At 57.6% G+C, this 24,957-nt stretch carries 13 protein-coding genes and 3 tRNA genes; 8 read left to right on the top strand and 8 right to left on the bottom strand.

Annotated elements, in window-relative coordinates:
* Positions 1–355: 355 nt before the first annotated feature.
* Positions 356–2,254 carry a molecular chaperone DnaK gene (gene dnaK / locus THTE_RS12255; RefSeq protein ID WP_095415707.1) on the bottom strand — a complete coding sequence of 633 codons (1,899 nt, stop codon included), beginning with the start codon at positions 2,252–2,254 and terminating at the stop codon, positions 356–358.
* Positions 2,255–2,614: 360 nt separating this feature from the next.
* Here dnaK and THTE_RS12250 point away from each other — a divergent pair, with 360 nt between their 5' ends.
* Positions 2,615–3,454, top strand: a complete 840-nt coding sequence (locus tag THTE_RS12250) for an RluA family pseudouridine synthase (protein ID WP_095415706.1) — start codon at positions 2,615–2,617, stop codon at positions 3,452–3,454.
* A gap of 244 nt (positions 3,455–3,698) precedes the next feature.
* Complete coding sequence (acnA, locus tag THTE_RS12245; protein WP_095415705.1) at positions 3,699–6,410, top strand: aconitate hydratase AcnA; 2,712 nt, start codon at positions 3,699–3,701, stop codon at positions 6,408–6,410.
* 274 nt (positions 6,411–6,684) lie between these two features.
* Here acnA and THTE_RS12240 read toward each other — a convergent pair whose 3' ends face one another.
* A complete protein-coding gene (locus THTE_RS12240) occupies positions 6,685–7,254 on the bottom strand; it encodes a CxxCxxCC domain-containing protein (protein ID WP_157732061.1) in 570 nt (189 codons plus the stop codon).
* Between the two features lie 218 nt (positions 7,255–7,472).
* Between THTE_RS12240 and THTE_RS12235 the strand changes: the two genes are divergently transcribed.
* The 3 genes from THTE_RS12235 (at position 7,473) to THTE_RS12225 (ending at position 10,330) form a co-directional block, all read left to right on the top strand.
* On the top strand, positions 7,473–9,218 hold the full coding sequence (locus THTE_RS12235) for a VWA domain-containing protein (RefSeq protein ID WP_095415703.1): 1,746 nt from the start codon (positions 7,473–7,475) through the stop codon (positions 9,216–9,218).
* 746 nt (positions 9,219–9,964) lie between these two features.
* A tRNA-Leu gene (locus tag THTE_RS12230) sits at positions 9,965–10,048 on the top strand.
* A 208-nt stretch (positions 10,049–10,256) separates the two neighbouring features.
* Positions 10,257–10,330 (top strand) — tRNA-Lys (locus THTE_RS12225).
* A 176-nt stretch (positions 10,331–10,506) separates the two neighbouring features.
* Here the strand turns inward: THTE_RS12225 and THTE_RS12220 are convergent.
* From THTE_RS12220 to THTE_RS12195, 5 genes are all read right to left on the bottom strand, one after another.
* Positions 10,507–10,863, bottom strand: a complete 357-nt coding sequence (locus THTE_RS12220) for a hypothetical protein (protein ID WP_095415702.1) — start codon at positions 10,861–10,863, stop codon at positions 10,507–10,509.
* A 982-nt stretch (positions 10,864–11,845) separates the two neighbouring features.
* Positions 11,846–11,919: transfer RNA gene (locus tag THTE_RS12210), tRNA-Met, on the bottom strand.
* A gap of 358 nt (positions 11,920–12,277) precedes the next feature.
* The gene (gene infC, locus THTE_RS12205) at positions 12,278–12,739 is read right to left on the bottom strand and encodes a translation initiation factor IF-3 (protein WP_420823862.1); all 462 of its coding nucleotides are present in this window, start codon (positions 12,737–12,739) and stop codon (positions 12,278–12,280) included.
* Between the two features lie 240 nt (positions 12,740–12,979).
* Positions 12,980–14,950, bottom strand: a complete 1,971-nt coding sequence (gene thrS / locus THTE_RS12200; RefSeq protein ID WP_095415699.1) for a threonine--tRNA ligase — start codon at positions 14,948–14,950, stop codon at positions 12,980–12,982.
* A 380-nt stretch (positions 14,951–15,330) separates the two neighbouring features.
* Positions 15,331–18,453, bottom strand: a complete 3,123-nt coding sequence (locus THTE_RS12195; protein WP_095415698.1) for a malectin domain-containing carbohydrate-binding protein — start codon at positions 18,451–18,453, stop codon at positions 15,331–15,333.
* 584 nt (positions 18,454–19,037) lie between these two features.
* On the opposite strand from THTE_RS12195, the gene THTE_RS12190 reads away from it, so the two are divergent.
* Both THTE_RS12190 and trpC read left to right on the top strand, forming a co-directional pair.
* Positions 19,038–19,826, top strand: a complete 789-nt coding sequence (locus tag THTE_RS12190) for an NIPSNAP family protein (RefSeq protein WP_095415697.1) — start codon at positions 19,038–19,040, stop codon at positions 19,824–19,826.
* A gap of 140 nt (positions 19,827–19,966) precedes the next feature.
* Positions 19,967–20,755 (top strand): indole-3-glycerol phosphate synthase TrpC, encoded by a 789-nt coding sequence (gene trpC, locus THTE_RS12185; protein WP_095415696.1) that lies wholly within the window; start codon positions 19,967–19,969, stop codon positions 20,753–20,755.
* 47 nt (positions 20,756–20,802) lie between these two features.
* On the opposite strand, the gene THTE_RS12180 is transcribed toward trpC, so the two are convergent.
* Positions 20,803–22,473, bottom strand: a complete 1,671-nt coding sequence (locus THTE_RS12180; RefSeq protein ID WP_157732060.1) for a S1C family serine protease — start codon at positions 22,471–22,473, stop codon at positions 20,803–20,805.
* 741 nt (positions 22,474–23,214) lie between these two features.
* Here THTE_RS12180 and THTE_RS12175 point away from each other — a divergent pair.
* The gene (locus tag THTE_RS12175; RefSeq protein ID WP_095415694.1) at positions 23,215–24,492 is read left to right on the top strand and encodes a cupin domain-containing protein; all 1,278 of its coding nucleotides are present in this window, start codon (positions 23,215–23,217) and stop codon (positions 24,490–24,492) included.
* The last annotated feature ends 465 nt before the right edge of the window (positions 24,493–24,957 follow it).

Raw genomic sequence — 24,957 nt, 5'->3', positions numbered from 1 at the left:
CAGAGGGGCCTTTTTATCAAGTCCGTAGTGCCACGATTCCATCATCCATTTCACCAGGCGTGGCTCGAACTGCCTGGTCCGGCTCCTGGTTGAACGGTCGGGGCAATCCCAGAATTGCCCCGACATTACCCTCGAAACGCTGCGTCCATGTCATCGCATCGGTTTTTGCAAAAGTGGGGATGGATCAGCCTGCCAAGGAGCAACGGACAATTCTGTCCTGTCAGCCCTCAGGATCACCTGCGGGCGCGGCCAGGTAACTAAAGGAGGTCGCTGGAGCAGGCCGATTCACAGCGACCCCCGACTTCATCAATTCCCGCGGTATTCCGGAACGAGGTACGGGATCAGCGAGGAATGATCACTTGACCTCGAATTCCGCATCGATGGTATCGTCATCCTTACCGCCGCCCGACCTCGATGTTGAGCCACCTGCGGACGCGCTGGCGCCCGCAGCAGCCTTCTCATACAGCGTCTTGCTGAACGCGTGGGCCGCTGCCTCAAGCTCGCTGATAGCGGACTTGATTTGCTCGGCACTGTCGGACTTGGCTGCGTTGCGGGTCTTTTCGATGGCGCGAGTGAGCGCGTCGCGATCCGCCGCCGACAGTTTTCCTTCGTGCTCTTTCATGAGCTTCTCGATTTGCCAGCACAGGTTGTCGGCCTTGTTGCGGAGCTCGGCCAGCTCGCGCTTGCGACGGTCTTCCTCCGCGTGAAGCTCGGCTTCGCGACGCATCCGCTCGATTTCTTCCTTGGTCAACCCGGCCGACTGCTCGATGCGGACCTTCTGCTCCTTGCCGGTACCCAGGTCTTTGGCCGTCACATGGAGGATACCGTTGGCGTCGATGTCAAAAGTGACCTCGATCTGCGGCACTCCACGAGGAGCAGGTGGGATCCCTTCCAGGTTGAACATGCCGAGCAAGCGGTTGTCCGCCGCCATTTCACGTTCACCCTGGTAGACCTTGATGGTCACCGCGGTCTGGTTGTCCTCCGCAGTGCTGAAGATCTGTTTCCGGGTGCACGGGATCGTCGTGTTCCGCTCGACGATCTTGGTCATAATGCCACCCAGCGTCTCAATACCGAGGGAGAGCGGCGTGACGTCGAGCAGAAGCACGTCCTTGACCTCACCCGCCAGCACCGCACCCTGAATCGCCGCGCCAACGGCCACCACCTCGTCGGGGTTGACGCCCTTGTGCGGCTCCTTGCCGAACATTTCGCGGACCAGTTCCTGAACCTTCGGGATCCGCGTCGAACCACCAACGAGCACCACCTCGTCAATATCCTTGGCTGTGAGCCGGGCGTCACGGAGTGCCTGCTCGACCGGTCCCCGGCACCGCTGGATGAGGTGGTCCACAAGCTGTTCGAACTTGGACCGGGTGATCGTCATGTGCAGGTGCTTGGGCCCGGTGGCATCCGCGGTGATGAACGGCAGGTTGATGTCGGTTTGCTGGAGTGAGCTGAGCTCTTTCTTGGCCTTTTCGCAGGCTTCCTGGAGCCGCTGGAGAGCCATCGGGTCCTTTCGGAGGTCAATCCCGTGTTCCTTCTTAAATTCCTCAGCGACATAGTCCACCAGGGCCCGGTCGAAGTCATCGCCACCCAGGTGCGTGTCACCACTGGTGCTGATGACTCGGAACACGCCTTCGGCCACCTCGAGGATGGAGACGTCGAACGTTCCGCCGCCCAGGTCGAAGACGACGATTTTTTCGGCCTCCTTCTTGTCGAGCCCATACGCCAGAGAGGCCGCCGTGGGCTCGTTGATGATCCGCACGACTTCCAACCCGGCGATTTGGCCCGCATCCTTGGTGGCTTGCCGCTGCGCGTCATTGAAGTAGGCGGGCACGGTAATCACCGCCTTGTTGACGCGGTGACCCAAATACGCTTCCGCGGCATCCTTGAGTTTCCGCAAGATCATTGCGGAAATTTCCGGGGGCGTGTAGAGCCGGTCCCCGACTTTGACCTTGACGTATTCTCCAGGCTCCCCGACGATCTCGTAGGGGACCATCGCCTCTTCGGTCTTGACCTCCTCACGACGACGGCCCATGAATCGCTTGATCGAATAGATTGTTCGCTTGGGGTTGGTGATCGCTTGCCGTTTGGCAGGCTCACCCACGAGAATCTCGCCACGCTCTGTGAAAGCCACCACGCTCGGGGTCAGGCGATTCCCCTCTTGGTTGGGGATCACCTTGACCTCCTTGCCTTCCATGACGGCCACCACCGAGTTGGTCGTCCCCAGGTCGATGCCGATGATTTTTTCCTGTGCCATGTTGTTTCTCCCTTTCTCTGGGACAAAACTGTGTATTTCCAGTGCGCCCCCTCCTCACCCGTCGTACGAAACTGAGGTTTTAGCTGAACCTGACAAAGAGGAGGCACCCGTGACATTCCGTATTCGAACCTTTCAAGACTAACCACTGGAAACGAGCTTTTCGCAAAGGTTGTGCCATTGATATACTTAGAATCAGGGCAAGTTCATAACCTGCGAAATGAACGTAAGATATGATTGAGCTTCCGCCGCCGTCGTTGCTTTCCGGCGGGCCGGGAGATGGCCGACCTGCCATTTTGGCACCAGGCCAGCCGAAGAAAGTTCCGCCAAATCCGCGTTACAGGTTTGAGTTGTTGACTCGCAATGAACGAACCTAACGGGCAGAAACCGTACACCTCCCAGAAGACTTGGCTGGCGTTCCCGGAGGGGGTGCCAGAGATCCTCTACGAAGCGCGCGAGGTCCTGGTGATCAATAAGCCGGCCGGAATACTGGTTCAGGGTCCGCCGGGAGTTCCCTCTTTGGTGGAGTTAGTACGCGACTTTCTCGCCACGCGCAGCCCCCCTGGCGCGGGAGTCTACCTGGGTGTCCCTCACCGGCTCGATCGGCCTGTCACTGGCGCGATCCTATTTACGCGCCACACTCGAGCGACCAGGCGAATTACGGAACAGTTTGAGGCCCGCAACATTCGAAAGCTATATTGGGCCGTTGTCGAGGGAAATCTATCCCCGCCAATGGGGGAATGGCGCGATTACATGCGGAAAATCCCTGATGTGCCCCAGGCGGAGATTGTTCCCGAGAATCATCCGGAGGCACGGTTGGCGGTGCTCAGATATCGGGTGCTTCGACAGTGGGATGGGCTCAGTTGGTTGGAAATTGAGCTGGAAACCGGTCGCATGCACCAGATTCGGGTTCAGGCGGCCTCGCGTGGTCACCCGGTGGTAGGCGACTGGCAGTACGGGGCGCAACGTCGTGTGGGACCTCAGCATCAGGATCCCCGGTTCTGTCCCATCGCACTGCACGCGCGAGAACTCCATTTCCTGAACCCGATGACTTTCGAGCCCATTGACATCACGGCCCCTCTCCCCCGGTTTTGGGAGGAACTGTCTGAGTCGTTCCGCCCCTGGCTGGGAAAACACATCGGGGTAATCGACGGTTTAGGGGACCATCCCCTCGAGCCATCTGAACGATCGCAGGAACGATGAACCGTTCCCGCGGCGACCTCTGAAACGGAAAATCCTGAAGAGCTCCCTCGTCCAGCGATCTGTCCTCCTCGCGGATCTCCCGCGAGTTGAACGTTGCATTCTTCGGATCGCTCGCGCCGAGATGGCAACGCCGGGCTACACTACCCAGCGGCCGGGCGAGGGGATAGGATAGCATGTTCCCATCCAAGGCAGTTGTGTTTTCTGTTCCGCCGGCTGAGAAGTATGTGAGGGAAATGACACTGTGATGGTCACAATTGCGAACGATCCGTTTCAAGCTCTTGGCGACCTGCGAACCTCCAGTGGTGCGTGGAAATTTTTTCGGCTCACGCGGCTTGAAGACCTGGGCTTGACGCGACTGACGGACCTCCCGTACTCCATCCGCATTTTGCTGGAATCCGTGCTGCGGCAGTGCGACGGATTCTCGATTACGGAAGAGGACGTTCGCCGGCTTGCTCAATGGGGCGGCTCCAAAGGTCGTGGGGACATCGAGGTGCCCTTCAAGCCTGCACGGGTCATTCTTCAGGATTTCACCGGAGTCCCCGCTTTGGTGGACCTGGCTGCCATGCGCAGTGCAATTCATCGCATGGGTGGCCAGCCATCCCGCGTGAACCCCCTCATCCCGGTCGATCTCGTGATTGATCATTCTGTCCAGGTGGACTTCTTCGGGGATAGGGACGCTTTTCAGAAAAACGTTCGCTTGGAGTTCGAGCGGAATCGCGAGCGGTATGAGTTTCTCCGCTGGGGACAGGTCAGCTTCGCCAATCTTCGCGTTGTCCCGCCAGCAGCCGGAATCATTCACCAGATCAATTTGGAGTATCTCGCCCGATGCGTTGTCACAAATGATCAGGGCCTTGCCTACCCGGACACCCTCGTGGGCACGGACAGCCATACCACAATGATCAACGGGCTGGGCGTGCTGGGCTGGGGAGTGGGAGGGATCGAAGCCGAAGCCGCCATGCTCGGTCAGCCCATGTACATGCTGGCCCCCGAAGTGGTGGGCCTGGAACTGGTGGGCGAGTTACGAGAGGGCGTCACCGCCACCGATTTGGTGCTGACCGTCACCGAACTGCTGCGAAAGGAGGGAGTTGTCGGAAAATTCGTCGAGTTTTTTGGCGAGGCCATCGCTCGAATGCCCGTTTATGACCGGGCGGTTCTGGCCAATATGGCGCCGGAATACGGAGCCACAATGGGCTTTTTCCCCATCGACGATCAAACGCTTCACTATCTCCAGGAGACCGGCCGTCCTGCTGAACTTGTGGAACTGGTCGAACGGTACTGCAAGGAGCAGGGGCTTTTCCGCAACCCGGGGGATCCAGTGCCCAGCTACACAAAGATCCTTCGCCTCGACCTGGACAGCGTGGAGGGCTCGGTGGCGGGCCCAAAACGCCCCCAGGACAGAGTTCCCGTTGCCCGACTCGCGCAGAGTTTTGCGGAAGCCCTGACGGCGCCCGTGGACAAGCGGGGTTTTGGGCTCACGCCCGACGCAGTCACGCGGCAAGAGATTTTTCGCTGGGATGGGAAAGAAGTCACCCTTGGCCACGGCTCAGTGGTCATCGCCGCCATTACAAGCTGCACCAACACAAGCAATCCCAAATTGATGATCGCAGCCGGGTTACTCGCGAAAAAAGCCTGTGAAAAAGGGCTCACCGTTCCGCCCTACGTGAAAACAAGCCTCGCGCCGGGATCTCGCGTGGTCACCGATTACCTTGAACGACTGGGCCTGCTGCCGTATCTGGAAAAGCTGGGATTCGCCATTGTTGGCTACGGTTGCACCACATGTATTGGAAATAGCGGTCCGTTACCAGAGGCCGTTGCCGAGGCCGTTAAACGGGGCAACCTCGTGGTCGCCGCAGTCCTCAGCGGAAACCGCAATTTTGAAGGCCGAATCCATCCGCTCGTCAAAGCGAATTATCTGGCTTCCCCACCGCTCGTTGTGGCAGCGGCGCTGGCTGGATCGGTCACCCGCGACCTCCTCCGCGAGCCTATCGGGACAGATCCAGCAGGTCAGCCGGTGTACTTGAAAGACCTCTGGCCAAGTGAACGGGAAATCGCTTCAGCGATGGCGCAGGTGTTGACCCCCGAGCTTTTCCAAAAACGCTATCAATCTGTCTTTGAAGGCGACGAACTGTGGCAGAGTCTTGCAGTCCAGCCGAGCGAGCTTTTCCCATGGCGTGAGGAAAGCACGTATATCCACGAGCCCCCGTATTTTGACGGGCTCACGCCGGAGCCCACTCCCCCACCTCCAATCCGTGGTGCCCGGGTCCTTCTGGCCCTGGGAGATTCCGTCACCACGGACCATATCTCGCCGGCGGGGACCATCCCCAAAGATAGCCCAGCAGGCCGTTTTCTTATCGAAAGAGGTGTTCCGCCGGAAGAATTCAATACCTATGGCGCTCGACGCGGCAACGACCTTGTCATGGTTCGGGGAACGTTTGCCAACATTCGCCTGCGAAATTATCTGGTCCCTGACCAGGAAGGCGGTGTGACGCGCTACTGGCCGACGGGGGAAGTGCTTTCGGTCTTCGAAGCGGCCATGCGGTACAAGTCGAGCGGCACTCCCCTGGTCGTGCTTGCTGGGGCCGAATACGGGACCGGAAGCAGTCGCGACTGGGCCGCCAAAGGAACGGCCCTCTTGGGAATCCGCGCTGTCCTGGCCACCAGTTTCGAGCGCATCCACCGGAGCAATCTCGTGGGAATGGGAGTGCTTCCCCTTCAATTTCCAGGAGGCCAGACATGGCAAGGCCTGGGTTTGACCGGCGAAGAGGTGATCGATATTCTCGAGCCGGAAACAGGACTAACTCCGCGATGTTGCGTGCGGGTGGTTGCCCGGAAGAGCGACGGCCAAACCATCGAGTTCTCCTGTGTGGCGCGAATCGACACCCCCGTCGAGCTTGAGTACTATCGCCATGGTGGCATCTTACCGATGGTGCTGCGGAAACTCCTTTCCGTACCCTGACCCCTCCCCACTGCTTCGGAAATTTCACGCGTTGTAGGGACAATTCATGAATTGCCCCCAACCATGAACTGAGCGGGCGGATGGATCGGCGCGGATAAAGTCGATTCTGCAACGTTGCAAGTTTGATCGTGGCAAGCAGCTTTGCTTGGATTGAATTCCTCCTGCGCGGGCGATTGTCCAGATTCGCGCTTCGTTCCAGCGGCAAAGGGAGGTAGGGATGGCTCAGCTCTACAGCGGCTTGAGGCGCGATGCCGCCAGCTGTGCGGCATGTGATTTACGGTGCCGGCCGACTGTATCCGCGAGGCGAGGATTCTGTCGCACGCTGATCGTGGGCAAAATGGGGCCGGGGGATGTGCTCCTTTGTATCCACCCGAAGGCCCTGACGAAGAATCCGCCGCCCGTCTCGCGTAATCAGCACGACGAAGCTTGATTGTGCCAAAAGCTGCTCGAGGATGGCTCGGCCAACAGTCGAGTCCAGACGCCCTGGCACCAACTCGTAAACCGCGGCGCCCCACACGCCGGGTGAAAGCAGTTCAGATAAGCAGAGCAGACCAGAGCGGTCCGGTCGCCACTGAACCGGCCATGTCCGAGCTTTGAGAAAAGCGCATTCAAATCGGCGGCAGATCGTCGGCCGGTTTTCGTATTCGCGACAGCCTGTGCACGTCAAGTGGGGGCAGGCCACACCGGCGGGCTTGTCATCCGGGCCCACGTGCCCTGCTGGAATGGGTAGCCATGTGCAGCAGGCCGTGCATGCCCCGCAGGGACGCTCCGCGACTGACTGCACAGATGGAGACGAAGAACTGGAACTTTCCCTCACATCGGCCATAAGCTTCGGCGCAAGCAAGGTCGTTGTTTCGTTCCCAGTATCCACGACCTACAGATACTTGGGCCACCGGCTTTTGCTATTCCAGCCGGACTAGATTTGTGTCTCGACCGTTCCGAAACGATTCCCCATTATTTTTTGCTTCGCCGCGAAAAATATCCTATCTTTTCCAATAGACCGAATCGAAGAGTCGCGCCTGTCTCGTCGGTGGTGGTTCTCGTCTCGATAGGGAGGGCTTTATGAGGTCGGCGAAGCTGCTTCGGCTGCTGTGGGAGTGCGAGGACAAAAAAAGACGTCGTGGCGCGATTGTTGTACTCACGGCACTGCTCATGGTCTTCATGATGGGGCTTCTTGCCCTTTCTGTGGACGTGGGCTACATGATGACGGTGAAGACCGAGCTCAAACGAGCCACGGATGCGGCGGCCCTGGCTGGCGCCGCAAGCCTGGTCGACGGAACCGAAGTCGCCCGCCTCAAAGCGTTCGAGTTTTTGGCCAGAAACCCAATCGGTCACCAAAATCTGACCGAGTTGGCAAACTGGGAAGATCGACTGGAAGAGCTGCTCGCTCAGCATTCCCAGGAGTTTCGCGTGGACTTCGGAGAGTGGGACGCCGAAACCTCCCAGTTCCTTCCCACTGCGACCACCCCGTCCGCCATTCGCGTGACAACCACACACAATGGCGGACCTCTGTTTTTCGCCCGAATCTTCGGCCGGGACGCCTTCGTCCTTCAGGCTGAATCGATCGCCCAGTACCAGCCCAGGGATATCGTGCTGGTGCTCGACTTTTCTGCCTCCATGAACGACGACAGTGAACTCCGCCGAATCACTGAATTCGGCCCGTCTGCCCGTCAGGCCGTGGAAGCCAATATCCAGCAAATTTACCAGGAACTTGGCTCACCGACTTACGGCTCTCTCCAGTTCACGCCGCAGTATTACACCCAGGTGGGTAAACCGCCTCAATCGTCTTGCCAACCCCAGATCACCGTCACGTTTCGTGGGGACGACGTTTACGTCGTTTCGACCAAGGACCTCTCAAACGTGGTGCTTCAATTCTCTGACGGCACCAAGCAGAAGTTCGATGGGCTTTCTGGAAAAACGGGTGCTTTCCGGGGTACCGGCTACAACGCCAACAAGCGGATCGACCGCTGCTGGGTGAAATCCGGCTGCAACGAAAGTGGTGAAGGCCCCGGCTACGGCGAACGTTTCGAAGACACCGCCGCGAACATTATGAAAGCCTTTGGGCTCGACAAGGTGCCTTACCCCTATCCCTCCGGCAGTTGGGAAAGTTACATCGATTATGTTAAAACGAGCACCTTCGTGAAAAACGCGGGTTATCGGAAAATGTACGGTTATTTGACCCTCATCAACTACTGGTTGGAGCAAAAACCAAAGGCCAACGAAACGCCCGACTTGTGGAAAGTGAGTGAGCAGCCTGTCAGTCAGCTCAAAGAGGCCGTGGGAGTGTTCTTCGACTACATCCAGGCTGTGAATACCAACGATCGGGTGTCGCTCGTGATCTACAACTCGCCCGATCAGATGGCAGTAACTGAGCACCCACTCACTCAATCCTTCGAGGCCATTAAAGACACCATCATCCACCGGCAGGCGGGTCACTACGACCATTACACGAATATCGGCGCGGGGATCAAAAACGGAGTGGATGAACTTCTCGCCCACGGACGGCCGGGGGCCTTCAAAATGATCGTGCTGATGACGGACGGAAAGGCCAACCGGCCATACAACGAAACCCAGGGACGCGCCTACGCTCTTGCGCAGGCCCAAAGGGCGGCCGAAAACCGAATTCCGATCTTCACGATCGGACTGGGGCTGGACGCCGATACGGCCCTGCTTGATGAAATCGCTCGCATGACCAACGGCCAGTCGTTCATCGTACCAGGCACCCTGGCCGTTACAAATTATCGCGAACAGCTCATCGAGAAGTTCCGCACGGTGGCGACCCATCGACCTGTTCGTCTGGTGAAATAGCCCAGCATGATGCCCTGATGCCCCATACGCCCACCCGGGGGCGGCAAGGATTCGTTGCGATTCCTCCTGGATTGGCTTGGGGATATGATCCCTCATGGTGCCCGAAAGAGCGGTATGGAGACCTGCCGAATGGCCAGGGACGGCCGATACCCTGCCGACAGGCGCGAGCCCCCGTCGGAATCCGGCTGCGTGGGCTGGTTCTTCCGCGGGGGTCGTCATTTTTCTTGCTTTCGCAACAGCACTTGAGTCATCGCCACTTCCGCTGCCGAAAGGCGACGCAGGCCTTCAGAACGGTTGACAAGGGGAGCCACACTCATTTTGGAGGGACCTGCTTGTCCGCGTTACTTTCGGAGGGACCCGCTTGTCGGGTCCGATCAACACCGATCGATGCCCCATCGCCCTTCACCGGGCACGACAAGCGTGCCCCTCTAGACGACATTTCCGAATTCGCGGCTTTCGGAGGGACGGGCTTGTCACGTCCGCGTTTCCAACGTGGATGATCCGCCGGCTTTCACCAGGCACGCCCGTTGTGCCGGCCGATGCGAAATGGAGCATCCAACGTCGAGAGGCGCGGTTTCGTTGGCCGCTAAACGGTAGCGGCAATTCATGAATTGCCCCTACCAGCCCATCGTGCCCTTGGTATCTCGCAGGTTTCTGCAAAAGTAGGGACGGGTCCGGTGCCCTGCTCTGGGACTTGACGTGGCAAGGGGGATCAGTAGACTATTTTTATGAGGTGATGGTCGTTCGCGGGAATGGCGGAATTGGCAGACGCGCCAGGTTGAGGGCCTGGTGGCCGCAAGGCCGTGGAGGTTCAAGTCCTCTTTCCCGCATTTTTTGTTTTCATTCACCGGGCAGTGTGAATCGGTGGACCGCACGAAGTGTGATAGGTCCGAAGAGCGGGTTACGCTCACCCAAACGACAGGGATTGGGGTTAGTTACGTTGTCCGAAAAGCGTGAGAATCCGTTCTTACTGCTCGGTGAATGGGGCATGGGTTAACACCCAGAGTAAATGGGGCGTAGTGAATTCCCAGGCAAAATGCCCCCTTAGCTCAGCCCGGCAGAGCAGCTGACTCTTAATCAGCGGGTCGTAGGTTCGAATCCTACAGGGGGCATCTTGAGGTATCTACGGGAGTTGTGCATACAAGCGCAAATTGACGCAAGTCAATACCCAGATAGGGCTTGCATCGAATTGCGGCGAACTGGCTCTTCTGCGTTTTGTGTCCCTTTGCATATCTTTGAATGCATTTACTGGGCCACTTTTAGGCCCACCGCACCGTTGGTGGGGTCCCTACTCTTCATTGGTGGCCTTTTCGATATCGACTTGTCTGATTGGGAAGTAATGCTCCCGGGCCACGTCGGCAGTGTGGCCAATCCACTCCAAAACCGCGGCTGGTGGGAATCGAGCCAAGAGGTCTATTCCAGCGCTGGAGCGGAGATTCTGCCAAAGTTTGGGCCACGGACGAAAGCCGGCTTTGACAATCTTTCGCCTTAGCCGTTCCCGTAGGTTGATTGCCCTCCAGTTCCCCCGCTCACCCCTTTTTGTGGACTCTCGCTTGCGGAGCTGCTCGAAGATGTAGGTCTTCCCCTCCGTCTGTTCCCAAAGAGCCTGCAGGTGACAGCGCACTGGTGGAAAGATAGGCGCCATTTGGAACGGTTTCCCTTGTTTCGCAGTTTTGGGGATGATACACGGATCAGTAGACGCTCCCAATCGACACAGTCCCAGGTCATGCTAAGAACCTATCCGAAGCCTCAAAATTGGCGCGATTCCCCGGGCGCAGTTCGGTTTTCGGACTGATCTTCCGCAATGGATGGCGCACAGTCTGGGTTGTAAGTTATTAAAAGGATTCAAGTTAGAGGAGATTACCGGGTTAAACGCGGCTGACTACGTCGCCGGGGTGGGCTTCTTCAGACGGGACGGTTGGAAGGTGGGCACTCGCATCCCCATGTGCCTGGCCATGGCTAGCAAATGTTTCCACTCCATGTTCGGGGTTCGCTCCAGTGGGCCCGTCTCCGAGGTCCGTGGCCAAAGGCTGGCGAATCCTTCTTCGTGGCCCGTGATGGCAAGCGGAAAACGCTTCGCCTTGGCCGGGTGGACAAAAAGACGGCGGAGAGTATCCGCATCCACGTGGAGGCGCTGCTGGCTTCCCGGATCAGCGGCCTGCCGGTCCAGCAGGCTACCGCGGCCTGGTTGAATACGACCGGCGAGACCCTCAAAGAAAATTTGGCCAAAGTGGGGCTGGAGTGCTGGCCCAGGTTGAGGCACAACCTGCGGGCAAGCTGCGAAAGCGAGCTCGCCCAGGCCTTCCCGCTGGCCGTGGTCACCAAGTGGCCGGGAAATGCCCCCTCCATTCCGTTACGCCACTACGTGGACCCCACCGACGCAGCATATTGGTTAGCGCTCCAGTGGACTCTCAAGGCCACCCAAGACTCAAACCATGTACAACCGGACACCACTGGTGTTCAAACGAACAGTGGCACAGAATCCGGCACACGGGTGGCACAAAAAGTGGCACAGAACGTTCCAGCACCGAGTGGCAAGATAGAGAAAAGCGAATCGCAAGACGTGTTCAATTGCGATGTTGTGCAGCGCGATGCGCGTTGTAACTCGTTGCTGCAACATAAGGAAATTGCGGGGGCAGGATTTGAACCTGCGACCTCAAGGTTATGAGCCTTGCGAGCTACCTGGCTGCTCCACCCCGCGATCGGGCGAACGCCGGGGATTGTCCCCGCGTCCATTTTTGATTGTAGAGCCTCCCGGCAAGGGCGTCCAGTGGGGACGCGCTTCGGAAAAAACCTTTCGCGAGCAATTCGCGAAAGGATGGGCAGACAACCGACGGTTTGGTCCGGGAAGCCAAGTTTTATTCCCGTTGAGAACCCATCCGAAGGCCTGAAAATTGGCTTGAATTCCCGGGCCCTTGTGCGGCTTAAATAATGCCCCACTGAACCCGAACCATACGGCACCACGATCATGCCCGGCGCACGCGCCCTATTCCCGTTTCCCGGGGAATACCAAATTGGGCTAGATGCGCTTCATCGCTGCGGTCGCTGTCCGGGGTTCCCTACGAGGCTGATTTAGCGTTGGGAAGGACCGTACACACGATCCGCTTGGGCTGGCGGCTGATTGTCCCTTCCAGCTTGCCCAGGTCCATCAACCGCTCCAGGATATGGTTGAGGACTTTTTCGCCCTCCTCCATATGGGCGGCTTCTCGTCCCCGGAACATAACGGAAATGAGGACTTTATCGCCTTTAGTGAGGAACTCCCGGGCACGGTTGATCTTGACGTTCAGGTCGGCTTCCCCGGTCCCCGGTCGGACCCGGATTTCCTTGACCTTCATTTGAGCCGCATGCGACTTCTGCTGCTTCTTTTTCTGCATGTATTTGAATTTGCCGAAGTCGAGAATGCGGCAAACGGGCGGGTTATCGTTGGGGGCTACCTCAACCAGATCGAGCCCCGCTTCCCTCGCTGCCGCGAGGGCTTGCTCACGGCTGACAATTCCCATCTGCTGGCCATCGGGACCAATCAGCCGGACGGACGGACTGCGGATCCGCTCATTGACGCGATAGGTTTTCTCCTCGATTGTTGGACTCCTCTTTCAGCCAAACTCTCAAGCGACCAAAACAGTTGACCCCGTAGCCATCGTCAACGCCCTTTCCGGAAGGGCGTTGGACACTTGCTTGAGTATGAACACACATTGCCGGAACGTCAACACCCCGCACCACCTCCCGTGTCAGGAATTGCCCGGAAGCAGGTCCGGCCGACGCTATTTTTGCGCGTCGTCATAACGGGGTATTATCTTCAGTCGGATTTCTTCCTGCAATTTTGCAATGACTGCTGCCACGGGGAAGGCGCCCAGGTCCCCCTTGCGGCGCTCTCGCAAGGCCACGGTTCCCTGCTCCTGTTCCCGGCCTCCAATGACCGCCATGTAGGGGACCAGTTCAAGTTGAGCGTCGCGGATTTTGGCGCTGACCTTTTCGGCCCGATAATCTCCGACCACCCGCAGGCCCGCTTCCCGAAACTGCCGCTCCACCTGTCGAGCGTATTCTTCGAATTTTTCGCTGACGGTGAGCACGCGGATTTGTTCCGGCGCCAGCCAGAGGGGGAACGCTCCCGCGAAATGCTCAATCAAGATCCCGGTGAAACGTTCCAGGGACCCGAAAGGAGCACGATGGATCATGACCGGCTGATGGGGACGATTGTCTGGCCCAATGTATTCCAGGTTAAATCGCTGCGGGCTGGGGAGATTGTAGTCCAGCTGGACGGTGCCCAATTGCCACTCCCGGCCTATGCAATCGGACACGATGAAGTCCGCCTTGGGACCGTAAAATGCGGCCTCGCCGATGGCGGTCTCCAGGTTGGGCAGATTCATTTCTTCACACACTCGGCGAAGGGCCGATTCCGCACGCTCCCAGACCTCAGGATCGCCCACGTATTTATCGCTTTTCGGATCACGGAGGCTCAGCCGAACTCGGTAATCTGTAAATCCCAGCGTTTGAAGGACGAATTGCGTCATTTCCAGACAACCGCGAAATTCCTCGGCCACCTGCTCTTCCGTGCAGAAGATATGGGCGTCGTCCTGTGTGAAGCCGCGGACCCGGGTCATTCCGGTGAGCTCCCCAGATTGTTCAAAACGGTACACCGTCCCGAACTCCGCCAGCCGGAGGGGTAGCTCCCGGTAGCTCCGCGGACGGGATTTATAAATCATGATGTGGTGCGGACAGTTCATCGGCTTAAGGAGATACCGCTCGCCGTCAGCCATTTGGATGGGGGGAAATTGGCTGTCCGCATAATACGGGTAGTGACCGGAAGTTTGATACAGTTCCACTCGTCCAATGTGCGGGGTATAAACGGCCTGATAACCCCGACGCAGGAGTTCCCCGTAAAGGAAATCCTCGAGCTGGCGGCGAATGATTGCGCCCTTCGGTAGCCAAAGCACCAGTCCGGAACCTACCATCGGCTCAATGGTGAACAGCTCGAGCCGCTTTCCCAGCACACGGTGATCCCGTTTCTTGGCTTCCTCCAGGCGGTGGAGATAATCCTCAAGATCTTTCCTGCTGAACCATGCCGTTCCGTAGAGGCGCTGGAGCTGCTGTCGAGAGGCGTCTCCGCGCCAGTAAGCTCCTGCCACCGAAAGCAATTTGAACGCCTTCAGCCGCCCCGCAGAGGGGATATGAGGCCCCTCGCACAAATCGAGGAACTCGCCCTGGCGATAGAAGGAGACGGTTTTTTCGCTGGCCAGCCCTTCCCGCAGATGTTCCACCTTGTACGGCTGGTCGAGATCGCGACAGATTTCCACTGCTTTCTCCCAAGGGACCTCGAGCCGCTCGAACGGTTCGTCCAGCTCCACGATTTTCGCCATCTCGGCTTCGATCCGCTCCAAATCCTCCTCTTTGAGGGGGCGGTCAAGGTCGATGTCGTAATAAAAGCCGTTTTCCACCGGGGGACCGAAAGCGAGCTTGGCTCCGGGAAAGAGACGCAGAACCGCCCGGGCCATCACGTGGGCGGCAGAGTGACGCAGGACCTCCAGGGCCTGGGGATCGCGTTCCGTCAGAATCTTAAGCTGGACAGGACTACCCGTCGGAAGGGGGGTGTTGAGATCGACAACTTTGCCGTTGACTTCCGCCGCCACTGCCGCCTTGGCTAGTCGGGGACTGATTTGCTCCGCAACGTCGGCTGCGGTAATGCAGGATGGGAAATCCTGGATTTGACCGTCGGGCAAAACGACCTGGACCATGTTTTCACGCAGTCTCCCAATTGCAAAACCTGGCACGGTCCGACTTGACCGCGCTGGTGTTCACGCATGCATTTAGGAAATTTGGACCGTAACCCGTTAAGTATCGCGTTGCCGGGCGGATAAAAAAAGGCCAGTTGGGACGCCGTTGAGCACCGAGCACCTCACCCTATCCTTGACCGGCCAGCGGTGGGGATGGCCCTCCACCGTGCCGACCCCGATTGGTCGAACAGTTCGAATCAACGTTCGCCGAACATTGTTCCGAGACCTTGGGGCGACGTGCGACAGCGCGTCAGTCGGCCATCCGCCAGAGTGTGGGGCACAAGGAAGCAAACTGCCGTAGTCGCGTCCATGCAACTCGCAGTGGGATACGACTGTCAAGCCTAAGGTGCGACGACTGTCGTCAGGCCGATCTCGGGTGCGGTTGCCGGATACCGGGCCACCTGGTCGCCACTGCGGACCTCAATGAAGTACTCCACAATGTCGGGAAGCTGCTCTCCGGCAAGCGCCGCCTGATACACGGATCGTGCGACGTGGCTCAGGGGAACCGTGTGATATGTGGGCTCTCCAACGGCCCGCCAGCAGAGGCTCGCTTCAGCATTCTGCCACCCGAGGAGAATGACCTTGAGTCGGAGGGATTCTCCGCGACTGAGGAGACTTCGCACGGATGGCACGATGATGCGGGGACGGCCGTCGTAGGTGCGCGGGAGCCTCCGATCGGCGAGAATCTCTTCACCCACCAGCTTCACGAGTTGGGCATCCGCATCGCCCAGCGTGATTGGAATGACGTGTTGCTGCCAATTGCAGATGTTCCCCAGACCGCCATAGGTGGACACGTGCGAAAGGAGATAGGTATGAACCTCTTTGAGATCGGCCACGAGTTCCTCGCGGAGGGGAAGAACCTTTTCCCTGGCCAATCGCTGAAGCTCGGCCGGATCACCGTTTTTCTGCTGGATTTTTGCCAATTCCGCAATGGCGGCTTTGTAGGCATGAAGTGCACAATTGACCTTGGCATTCGCCCGCATGTAACGAAACAGATCCAGCCAGTAGTCGAATCGCTCGCGGTTGCCAGGTCCCTGGACGCTTTCTCGTAGGGCTGCCAATTCATCCACGAAAGCATAATCCTTGGACACTTCGCTCCACGGCCGGGAGTCCGGCACAATCCCGCCCGGCCCATGGACCCACGTGCTGGGACGCGGGAGGCGGCCGTCGATGGCGGCGAAAATCGTCGCTGCCTCGAAGGCCACTTCTGGTCCAAACTGAGCCGAAGCCCAATCCAGGTAAAAATCAATCGACATCAGGTAACGATGAGCCGTGCGGTCTGTGGGGGGCCAATCGGCCTGATAGTCGTTCCATGCAGGACCACCGCAGTTGATTTTGCGAGTCACCGGACCGGTGATGACAATCCCCGCGATGCAGGGGAATTCCGCCTGGCGGACGAACTCGATAAGCAAAGTGCCGTCCGCCACTTCGATACCGTCAAAGGTGAAATCAAGAGCCCGATTTTTGCCCACTTGGGCAAATATGTCGAGAGTGTCGATGATGGTTTTCCCCTGGATTTTCACACCGAAGACGCGCTTCCCCGCTTCGCTGTAATGGGGTTCGCAGAACTTTAAAACGACCCGGTACTGGCCGTTGGGCAGATTGAACCGATAGGCATCGACATCGTACCGGACAGTCTGGTAAATCGGATCTTCGTCAGTGTTGGCAAAATCAACGCCGGGAAAGGTGGCAAACTGGCCGCCCTCAGGACCTTCGCCAGGGCGGGACGGAGCAGCGGGAGTCTCACCAAGTTCCGGGTTCCAGCCGTGCTGATCCCATGCGGCGGCGGCCAGCGCGGAAACATTGGGCCCAAGCTGTCGCGTCCGCCAGTGAATTCCCATCAATCCCGTGCAACCGTACTTCAGCGCGTCGGCGGCATCCTTTCTCATGCGTCCCACCCAGAGCTGGGGGCTGATGAGTGCGGGATCATCTTCCAGCCAGGGAATGGCCCATTTGGGACGCCCTTGCACACGGGCAAAACCAGGCTCGACGGGGTCGTGGCCAACCTGCCGATTGATGCAACTGACCGGCATCTCTTTGGGTAAAACTTTGTCGAACAGCGCACGATCCTGGCTGGGTCCCAGCACCCATCCGCACGTCGCCAATGTGAACGGAGCCCCCACCTCTTTGGCTGCTTCGTAGGCCATCTTCAGGTCGGCAAGTGTGGCCTCCACTTCTTCGGGCTTGGTGCCTGACCAGGTCCAGTTCTCAGGCGTCCAAAACCAGTAGTAGTCCAGGGGGTGCGTCTGCATAATCCGCTTAAACATGGCGGCGTAAACTTCTTTAACAACCGCCGGATTCGACGGGTCCTTTCCAGACGCCTTGAGCCGTTCGCGAACCGCTTTGGGAATGGTGAGCGGCGTTTCCGTTCCCACCGCGGTTGCGATGCCGAGATGACGGGCAAAGGTGAAGGCCTCGTCAAGAACACGCCCCATATTTTCAAAAAGTTTGTTCGCCTGGTCGACATTCATTTCCGTCCAGGGAGAGTAACCCTGCATGTAATCGGCCCCATAATCATCGACTTCAAAGAGTTGGTCGGCGCCGAACGCATAGTCGGACGTCTTCATGGGGCGGTAGCCCCAGGACCCTGTCACGTTGCTGGTGAGGAAATGCCGGGCGGGATAACTGAAGCGAACTCCCGGTCCTTCCCCTATATCAGCAGCCTGGCCAATCCACACGAGCGGCTCCGGGCCAACGCCACCCTCCGGATAGCAGTGAAACCCGATGAAATTCATGCCCAATTTGGGCAACTGGGCAAGGATCGCCTTGTACTCTTCCACCCCCCACCAATCGGGTCCTTCAGGAAAGTCGTGGAACGGTTGAATCCCCCGATGCTGAAACAACGGCCGACGAACTTCATCAAGTTGCGCAAGCGACCAGGCCACTCGGCGATCAGGGACGACGTCTCCTTCCAGATAGAAACGTACCCCGTAGTGTTCGGCAAGACGATAAGCCCCGTAGAGAACGCCAATGTCTTTCTTGCCGGTTATTACCAAAATCTGCCGCTGGTTGCCAGGAATCGTCCACACGAGGAAGCCATCATCTCCAGCCCGATCAAGGCGGTTTTCAAGCGATGACCGGTGAGCATTAATAACGTCGGTCGGAATCAACTCCCCGCCCAAAAGGCGATCGCTTCGCGCCACCACGATCACGTCTGTCGCCTGTTCGTTTGCCGGTTGATCAACCAGGGGAATCAACTCTCCCGTGCGGAGGTACAGATATCGCCGGATTTCTAGGGCGGCGAGGCGCTCCAAAGGGGAAGCCGAAGCACTGAGGCAGATAACTGCCGGTGGCGTGGACGCGCCCGGTTTTTCTTCCGCATGGCCTGTTGCACTGCGCGTTGCCAAAGCGGCGATGGGCCATACCAGGAAGATGACCGCCAAGGCGAGTTGCAGTCCGGTTCGAAGGTTCTCAACGTGGCGGGATACACAGAAGCTGCTTCGGTTACGGTGCGGGCTCGACATGGTCAGTCCCTTTTTGGAAGCCAATCAACTGGAGAACGTTGAGACCTGAAACGCCGCCCCCATTCTGACGAGGGATCCCTCGGCGGGCAAGAGGGCGAGACCCTAACACATCATCACATCTCCCGCGCCAATGAGGAGGCGGTCATCCAAACGAACTCCTGCCGGAGTGAGATTCAACCCGGAGGAACCTGCTTGGTAGGCCCACATTCTAATGATCGCAGAGGCCATTTCACTGACCGTGCTTCAAATGCACCGTGCTTCAAATGCTCGGTTGAATTCCGGGTCAAATGGTTGGGTGAAATCCATGGATTGCCGCTACAACGTATCGGACCTGTGGTATCTCATAGGTTATTACAAAACTGGGGATGATTCAGGGTGGCCCGGGTAGTTCCGCGCTACCGATAGTCAAATCCGCGAATCGCAGGTAAACTGTGACAATCGGAAAACGTCCGACGAGTGAGGCGGGTGCCCGTAATTTGTTTGGTTTGCCGCCACTTTTTTGGGGGCCACTCCCACGATTGGGATCAGCATCAGGGCAAAAGCAGCTTTCTGGTTGAACCGGCGCAGAAGAAAGGAGACACCTCATGCAACGGCGAGAGTTTCTGGCATCTTCCGTGATTGGCAGCGTGGGAACGGTGATGGCGATAAGTGAGCTAACGCAGGCAGTCGAGGGAAGTGGAAAGAGCAAGCAGTTGCTGGAGCTCCGCCGTTACCAAATTGCGACTCCGGAAAAGCGAGATCGTTTGGAAAAATTCCTGGCTGAAGTGGCCATCCCTGTTTGGAACAACCTCGGCATCCGGCCGGTCGGGGTCTTTCGCTACCTGGAAGGTGAAGATCCCAGCCTCTTTGTGCTTTTGCCCCACAACACCTGTGAAACAGTGATTCGGGAAATGGCAGCGCTCCTGAGTGATCCCCGGGCACAAGCCGCAGGTAAAGAGGTGCTCGAGGATTCTTTCGACGATCCCACTTATCAACGCGTCGAAAGCAGCCTGCTCCTCGCCTTCGATGGAGTGCCCCAAGTGGAGGTGCCGAGCACGGCTGACAGTCGCATTTTCCAGCTCCGAATTTACGAGAGCCACAATCTTACCAAGCATGTGAAGAAGGTTGAAATGTTCAACACGGGCGGGGAACTGGCAATTTTCCGCCGGCTCAAGATGAATCCGGTTTTCTTTGGACAGGCGCTCATCGGCACGAAATTGCCCAATTTGACGTACATGCTGGGCTTCGACACCATTGAAGCTCAAAAGCAGGCCTGGGCAGCCTTCCTGAAAGATCCAGAATGGCTCCAACTCCGGGACAAACCGGAATACGCGCAAACCGTTTCAAATATCACGAACATACTGTTGCGGCCGAGCCCGGTTTCGCAGATTTGAGCGACTGTTGGAAAGGCGGGGATTATCTGACAGTTGACGCGATCCTCATTGAAGAGTGCGCCTCGACCTCAGCACGGAGAGGTGACAGGATCGCACGTCAAATTCCCCGCGCAGGCGATCGATGAGGCAGGAAATTCTCCATGGCGTCTATTCTTGACCGCATTGTGGCCACCAAACGAGAGGAGATCGAACGGGCAAAAATTTTTGCGCCCGAAGATCATCTCCGCCGTTTGGTCGAGGAACAGGCCCCGCCACGGGATTTTCTAGCCGCCATTCGCGATGCCCCGGGGATGGCACTCATTGCCGAAGTCAAGAAGGCCAGCCCTTCGAAGGGCGTCATTCGAGAGAGCTTCGATCCGGTTGAGATTGCCCGAATTTACGAACAACACGGGGCGGCTTGTATCAGCGTTCTAACCGATGAACCGTATTTTCAGGGCCATATCGAATTTCTTCGCTGGATCAAGGACGCTGTCAATATTCCCGTACTGCGAAAGGATTTTATTCTTGACCCTTACCAGGTTCTTGAAGCCCGTGCCTACGGGGCTGACGCGGTGCTCCTCATCGCGGAATGTCTCAACGACGAGCAACTGCCCCAACTCTACGAAGAGGTGATCAAGTGGGACATGACGCCCCTGGTGGAGATTTATGAACCGGAGAATCTACGGCGGGTTGTGGAGCTGGGGGCCAAGCTTATCGGCATTAACAATCGAAACCTCCGTACTTTCGAAGTGGATTTGAACCACACCATTCGCCTTCGGGCGGAGATCCCGCCTGATCGCCTTGTCGTGGGAGAGAGCGGCATTCAGAGTCATGAAGATGTGCGGCGGCTGGCGGCGGCCGGAGTGAAAGCCGTTCTCGTTGGCGAAAGCTTGATGCGGGAGCCCGACATCGGGGCGGCAGTGGATCGTCTTTTAGGAAAAACTGTTTGAACCACTCTTTTCGTTTCACCACACATGGAGGGCAAAACTGGCCGGCTTCAGGGTGCCGGTGCCGCGGTTGTGTCGCCCGCGGTAGACTGTTTCTCCAAAGGAATGACGAACATTGCCAGAATGACCGGGACCTGTTCGGCAGCATTTTGGTTTCCCAATCGAATTTCGGCCACCTGTGGCAAAATGAGGCCAGCGACAAAGACCCGCTGTGATATCTGAAGCGGAGGGGGATCCGGCCGCAACCGAAGCAGCAGATGCCGTGGGCGTTCTCCTACTGCCACAAGGACTGCCGTCCCTTGCACCGGGCTCGCCACAACGCCCACGCACACAATTCCCGATTGAACCTGGTTTAATGATTGGACGGCAAAGCTGTTGAGCTTTTCCGTTACCGCAACTGACAACACGCCCGGATCCAACGACATAAATCGAGATTCGAGCTGAGTGGCCGCGCGATCGATAATCTCGGGTGGAACGCCCTCAGGAATTTGACCACGGACCTGGAGGTATTTCACGATATTGGCGATCCGCGCAAGTTCTGAAATCTGGCGATACTGATCCGGTGTCTGGGGGTTCCACCCCATCGCTGTAGCTGCATTCCAAAGCGGATCGATTTGCGTAAGGTCCACAATCTGCTCAGGAGACACATTTTCCAGAGATGGGGCGCGGGGTTCCGGAAGGGGACGTACCGGGGCATCTTTTGCCCGAGCCATTAATTCCCGCAGATATCGAATGTGGCTGGCGAATCCATACTGGGCCAGCCGGTGCACAAAGGTGTTCACTCCCAGGACTCTTCCGGCACCGTCGAGAAGCGGCCCACCGCTGTTGCCAGGCGAGATCTTGGCGTCATGCTGTATCCACACCATGTTGGGTGGAGAGTGAATCTTGGCCACGATGTGGTCGGGGAAATTTTGAATCAGCTCGGCGGTGGTGAGAACGCGGCTCACCACCCCCCGCGACAGGGAAAAGTCCACATTGTACGGATGTCCGATGGCATAGACCTCCGTACCCAGGGCAGGTGTGCCATCATAGCTGAGATCTAGAACCGTCGTCTTCGCCGGGCGCTCCGCAAGTTGGAGGATGGCCAGGTCCATTTCTGGAGCCTGGATGACAACTCCGGCGATCCGATACGTTTGCCCATCTGCCGAGCGAACATAGGCCCGGCTGTTCATGTTCTGGACCAGATGATTGTTAGTGGCAATCCATCCGCGATCGCCGATAAAGAATCCGGTACCGGTTTCCACCGCCGTTCCCGCCTCAAGCGGGATCTCGATCTTAACGACCGCCTGGCGGGCTTGTTCCAGCGTTCGGGCGACAAACACCTGATGGGGCGACCAACGAAGAGGAGGTGGCGGTCGTTTCTCGGGAGCCGGGGGAGATACCTTTGTCAGATTGGCCCCGCCCTGCTGGGCGTTTTCCACCCACCAGATGCCTGCGATGACAGCTCCCAGACAGGCGAGACCGACAAATGCCCCAATCCACCAGTACCAGGCGGTCCGTCTTTTGCTGCGAGTAATTCGGTTCCGCAACTCCCAAAAAGGATCATCATTTGGAATGCCCGTCGGAAGGGAAACAGACTCCTCGCCCCTATTCGGTGACTTCTGTCCTTCAACCTGGGGCATCATGACCGGTCGCCGACAATACGGACAGACGGCCTGACCCGCGGTCGCGGGTGGCGGAACCGGTCGCCTGCCCTGACAGTACGGACACACCCAGGTCATTGAAAGATCCTGCTCATATTTACCCATTGGTTTAACCTACTGGCATTATTCTAACCTTGCCAGAGGGATTTTCTTTGACTTCTTGGAAAGAATCTGTGACGGATTCGAGTTTTCACCGTATCGTGGGAACAATTCATGAATCGCCCCCAAAATACGTTCATCAGGGCAAAACGGTATGTTGGCAGGGACAATTCATGAATTGCGCCTACCAGGAGGGGCGCCTTCCACGGCGTCCAATAAACATCGGAGGGGCACGCTTGTCGTGCCCGGCGAAAGCAAATGGAACATCGAACGTGGATTAACGGACCCGACAAGCGGGTCCCTCCGAGAAAAAGCACCGGAGGGGCACGCTTGTCGTGCCCGGGCAAAGGGAATTGATCATCGAACGTTGCACAGCGGACGTGACAAGCACGTCCCTCCGAAAAAAACGGACCCGACAAGCGTGGCCCTCCGCACGCGGTAGGGGCGATTCATGAATCGCCCCCAAAATACGTTCATCGGGGCAAAACGGTATGTTGGCAGGGGCAATTCATGAATTGCCTCTAGAACGCTTTGTACTTGTGGCTTGTCACAGGTTTTGCAAAAGTGGGAATGACCCGCAGTACGGGTAACTTGCTTTTGCCCATCTGACGGGTAAAAATACGCCGTACGAGAGCAACGGTTCTGCCGATCGTTTTGTCGGATGGTAGGAAGGTCTAACTCATCGGTCTTGGACTCTAGCGGCAAGGAGAAAGGTGCACAATGTCCCAGTCGAAGCCCTACAACCGAGACAACGTGGGAAAGATCCTGGACCGCGCGATGGACGCCACAGGGGGAATCCTCCGCCTAACACCCACCTGGGTGCCGCGGAGTTTTCTGCATCCCGGTCGGCGCATCAAACTGGCAACGGAGGATCTCTACGCCTTCGGAGCCCATCGCGGAGGGATCGACGAACGCTGGTTCGCCAGCACGACTGAAGCCGCCAATGAAGGACGCAACTGGGATGAAGGGTTGAGCTGGGTTCGCTTTGAAGGCGAACGGTTCCTGTTAAGGGACGCCGTTGAGGAAGGGCAGGGCAAAATTGTTGGTCCTGATATCTGGAACAAATACCACCGCTGGCCTGTGTATTCCAAATTCTTCGATAACGCTGGTCCGATTCCCCACCACATGCATCAGCGCCAGGAGCATGCTCAAAAGACCGGTCAGGAAGGCAAGCCGGAGGCCTATTACTTCCCACCTCAATTGAATGCTGCCGAGAATCATTTCGACTACACCTTCATGGGGCTTGAACCCGGTGTAACCAAAGACGATGTCAAGCGGTGTCTGGAAAACTGGAACAAGGGCGACAACGGGATTCTGGACTTGTCCCGGGCGTACCGGCTGAAACCGGGAACCGGCTGGCTCATTCCGGCGGGGGTCCTCCATGCGCCTGGGTCCCGCTGCACCTACGAGCCGCAGTGGGGATCGGACGTTTTTGGAATGTTCCAGTCGATGGTCGAAGGGCGTTACGTCCCGTGGGAGCTCTGCGTGAAGGACGTTCCCAAGGAATACCAGCACGATCTGGACTACATCGTGGACCAGCTCGACTGGGAAAAGAACGTCGATCCCTACTTCCGCGAACATAACTACCTGGAGCCGATCGTGGATGAAGAGAACTCCGGAGAAGGTTACACCGACCGCTGGATCGTCTATGGTCTGGTGGATGGCAAGCAACTCTTCTCCGCCAAGGAACTGACGGTGATGCCCGGCGCGAAATGCGTCCTTCGTGACCCAGGCGCCAGCGGCTGGATCACCGTCCAGGGATGCGGCTATATCAGCGTCCAGGGGTATGAGAAAAGCAAACTCTGGTTGCAAACGCCGATCATGATCCGCTTCGGAGAAGAGCCGGATGACGAAATTTACATCACCTACGAAGCGGCCAAGGCCGGTGTCATTGTGGAGAACACCGGAACCGAGCCCCTCGTGAGTCTCCGGTACTTCGGACCGGATGTCCATCCCAAGGTGCCCAACGTTGGCGACTACAAAAAGCAGAAACGGTGATCTTGGGGACGGTAGCCCTGCGGCCACCAAAGCCTTGCGGCGAGATTAACGTCTTCTCAAAAACCAAAGCGTAACGATTTGAATCCGGTCAGGGTGGAATGTGGTTCGCTTCGCCCTGACCGTTTTTTTCCTCCGTAGCGTGGACCGCCCCTCTGAAGAGCGTCTCCTCTGTCAACTGTTGATTTTGGGCTGGCTCGTGTGTTTGCTTTTTTCATCAGAACGGGGCAGGGGCAACAAACGGCGTGCTTCTCCGTCACAACATCACAGCGAGATCAGCTTCATGTTTTATTTTTTGGCTTGGCTGGGCAAAGTTTGACCTTGCTTTCACTATGACCTAGGCTTTCAGTAGAGCAATAACAATGCCCTGACAAGACTCAAATCCTTGTTGTCTTTTCGATTGGACAGGCTACTTATCCGGAAATGGTCGACCGGCCACACATCCATGGGACGGCTTGCGAGGGTTTC

Source organism: Thermogutta terrifontis, assembly GCF_002277955.1.
GTDB classification, from domain to species: domain Bacteria; phylum Planctomycetota; class Planctomycetia; order Pirellulales; family Thermoguttaceae; genus Thermogutta; species Thermogutta terrifontis.
The sequence above is the reverse complement of the archived record's forward strand: the minus strand, read 5'-3'. Positions and strand labels throughout refer to the sequence as shown.

Excerpts from the sequence above, each read along its gene's own strand:
- THTE_RS12195 (WP_095415698.1), bottom strand. The coding sequence starts at position 18,453 with ATGTCGAGCCCGCACCGTAACCGAAGCAGCTTCTGTGTATCCCGCCAC.
- THTE_RS12190 (WP_095415697.1), top strand. The coding sequence starts at position 19,038 with ATGCAACGGCGAGAGTTTCTGGCATCTTCCGTGATTGGCAGCGTGGGA.
- THTE_RS12220 (WP_095415702.1), bottom strand. The coding sequence starts at position 10,863 with ATGGCGCCTATCTTTCCACCAGTGCGCTGTCACCTGCAGGCTCTTTGG.
- THTE_RS12235 (WP_095415703.1), top strand. The coding sequence starts at position 7,473 with ATGAGGTCGGCGAAGCTGCTTCGGCTGCTGTGGGAGTGCGAGGACAAA.
- THTE_RS12180 (WP_157732060.1), bottom strand. The coding sequence starts at position 22,473 with ATGACCTGGGTGTGTCCGTACTGTCAGGGCAGGCGACCGGTTCCGCCA.
- dnaK (WP_095415707.1), bottom strand. The coding sequence starts at position 2,254 with ATGGCACAGGAAAAAATCATCGGCATCGACCTGGGGACGACCAACTCG.
- thrS (WP_095415699.1), bottom strand. The coding sequence starts at position 14,950 with ATGGTCCAGGTCGTTTTGCCCGACGGTCAAATCCAGGATTTCCCATCC.
- acnA (WP_095415705.1), top strand. The coding sequence starts at position 3,699 with ATGGTCACAATTGCGAACGATCCGTTTCAAGCTCTTGGCGACCTGCGA.
- trpC (WP_095415696.1), top strand. The coding sequence starts at position 19,967 with ATGGCGTCTATTCTTGACCGCATTGTGGCCACCAAACGAGAGGAGATC.
- THTE_RS12250 (WP_095415706.1), top strand. The coding sequence starts at position 2,615 with ATGAACGAACCTAACGGGCAGAAACCGTACACCTCCCAGAAGACTTGG.
- THTE_RS12175 (WP_095415694.1), top strand. The coding sequence starts at position 23,215 with ATGTCCCAGTCGAAGCCCTACAACCGAGACAACGTGGGAAAGATCCTG.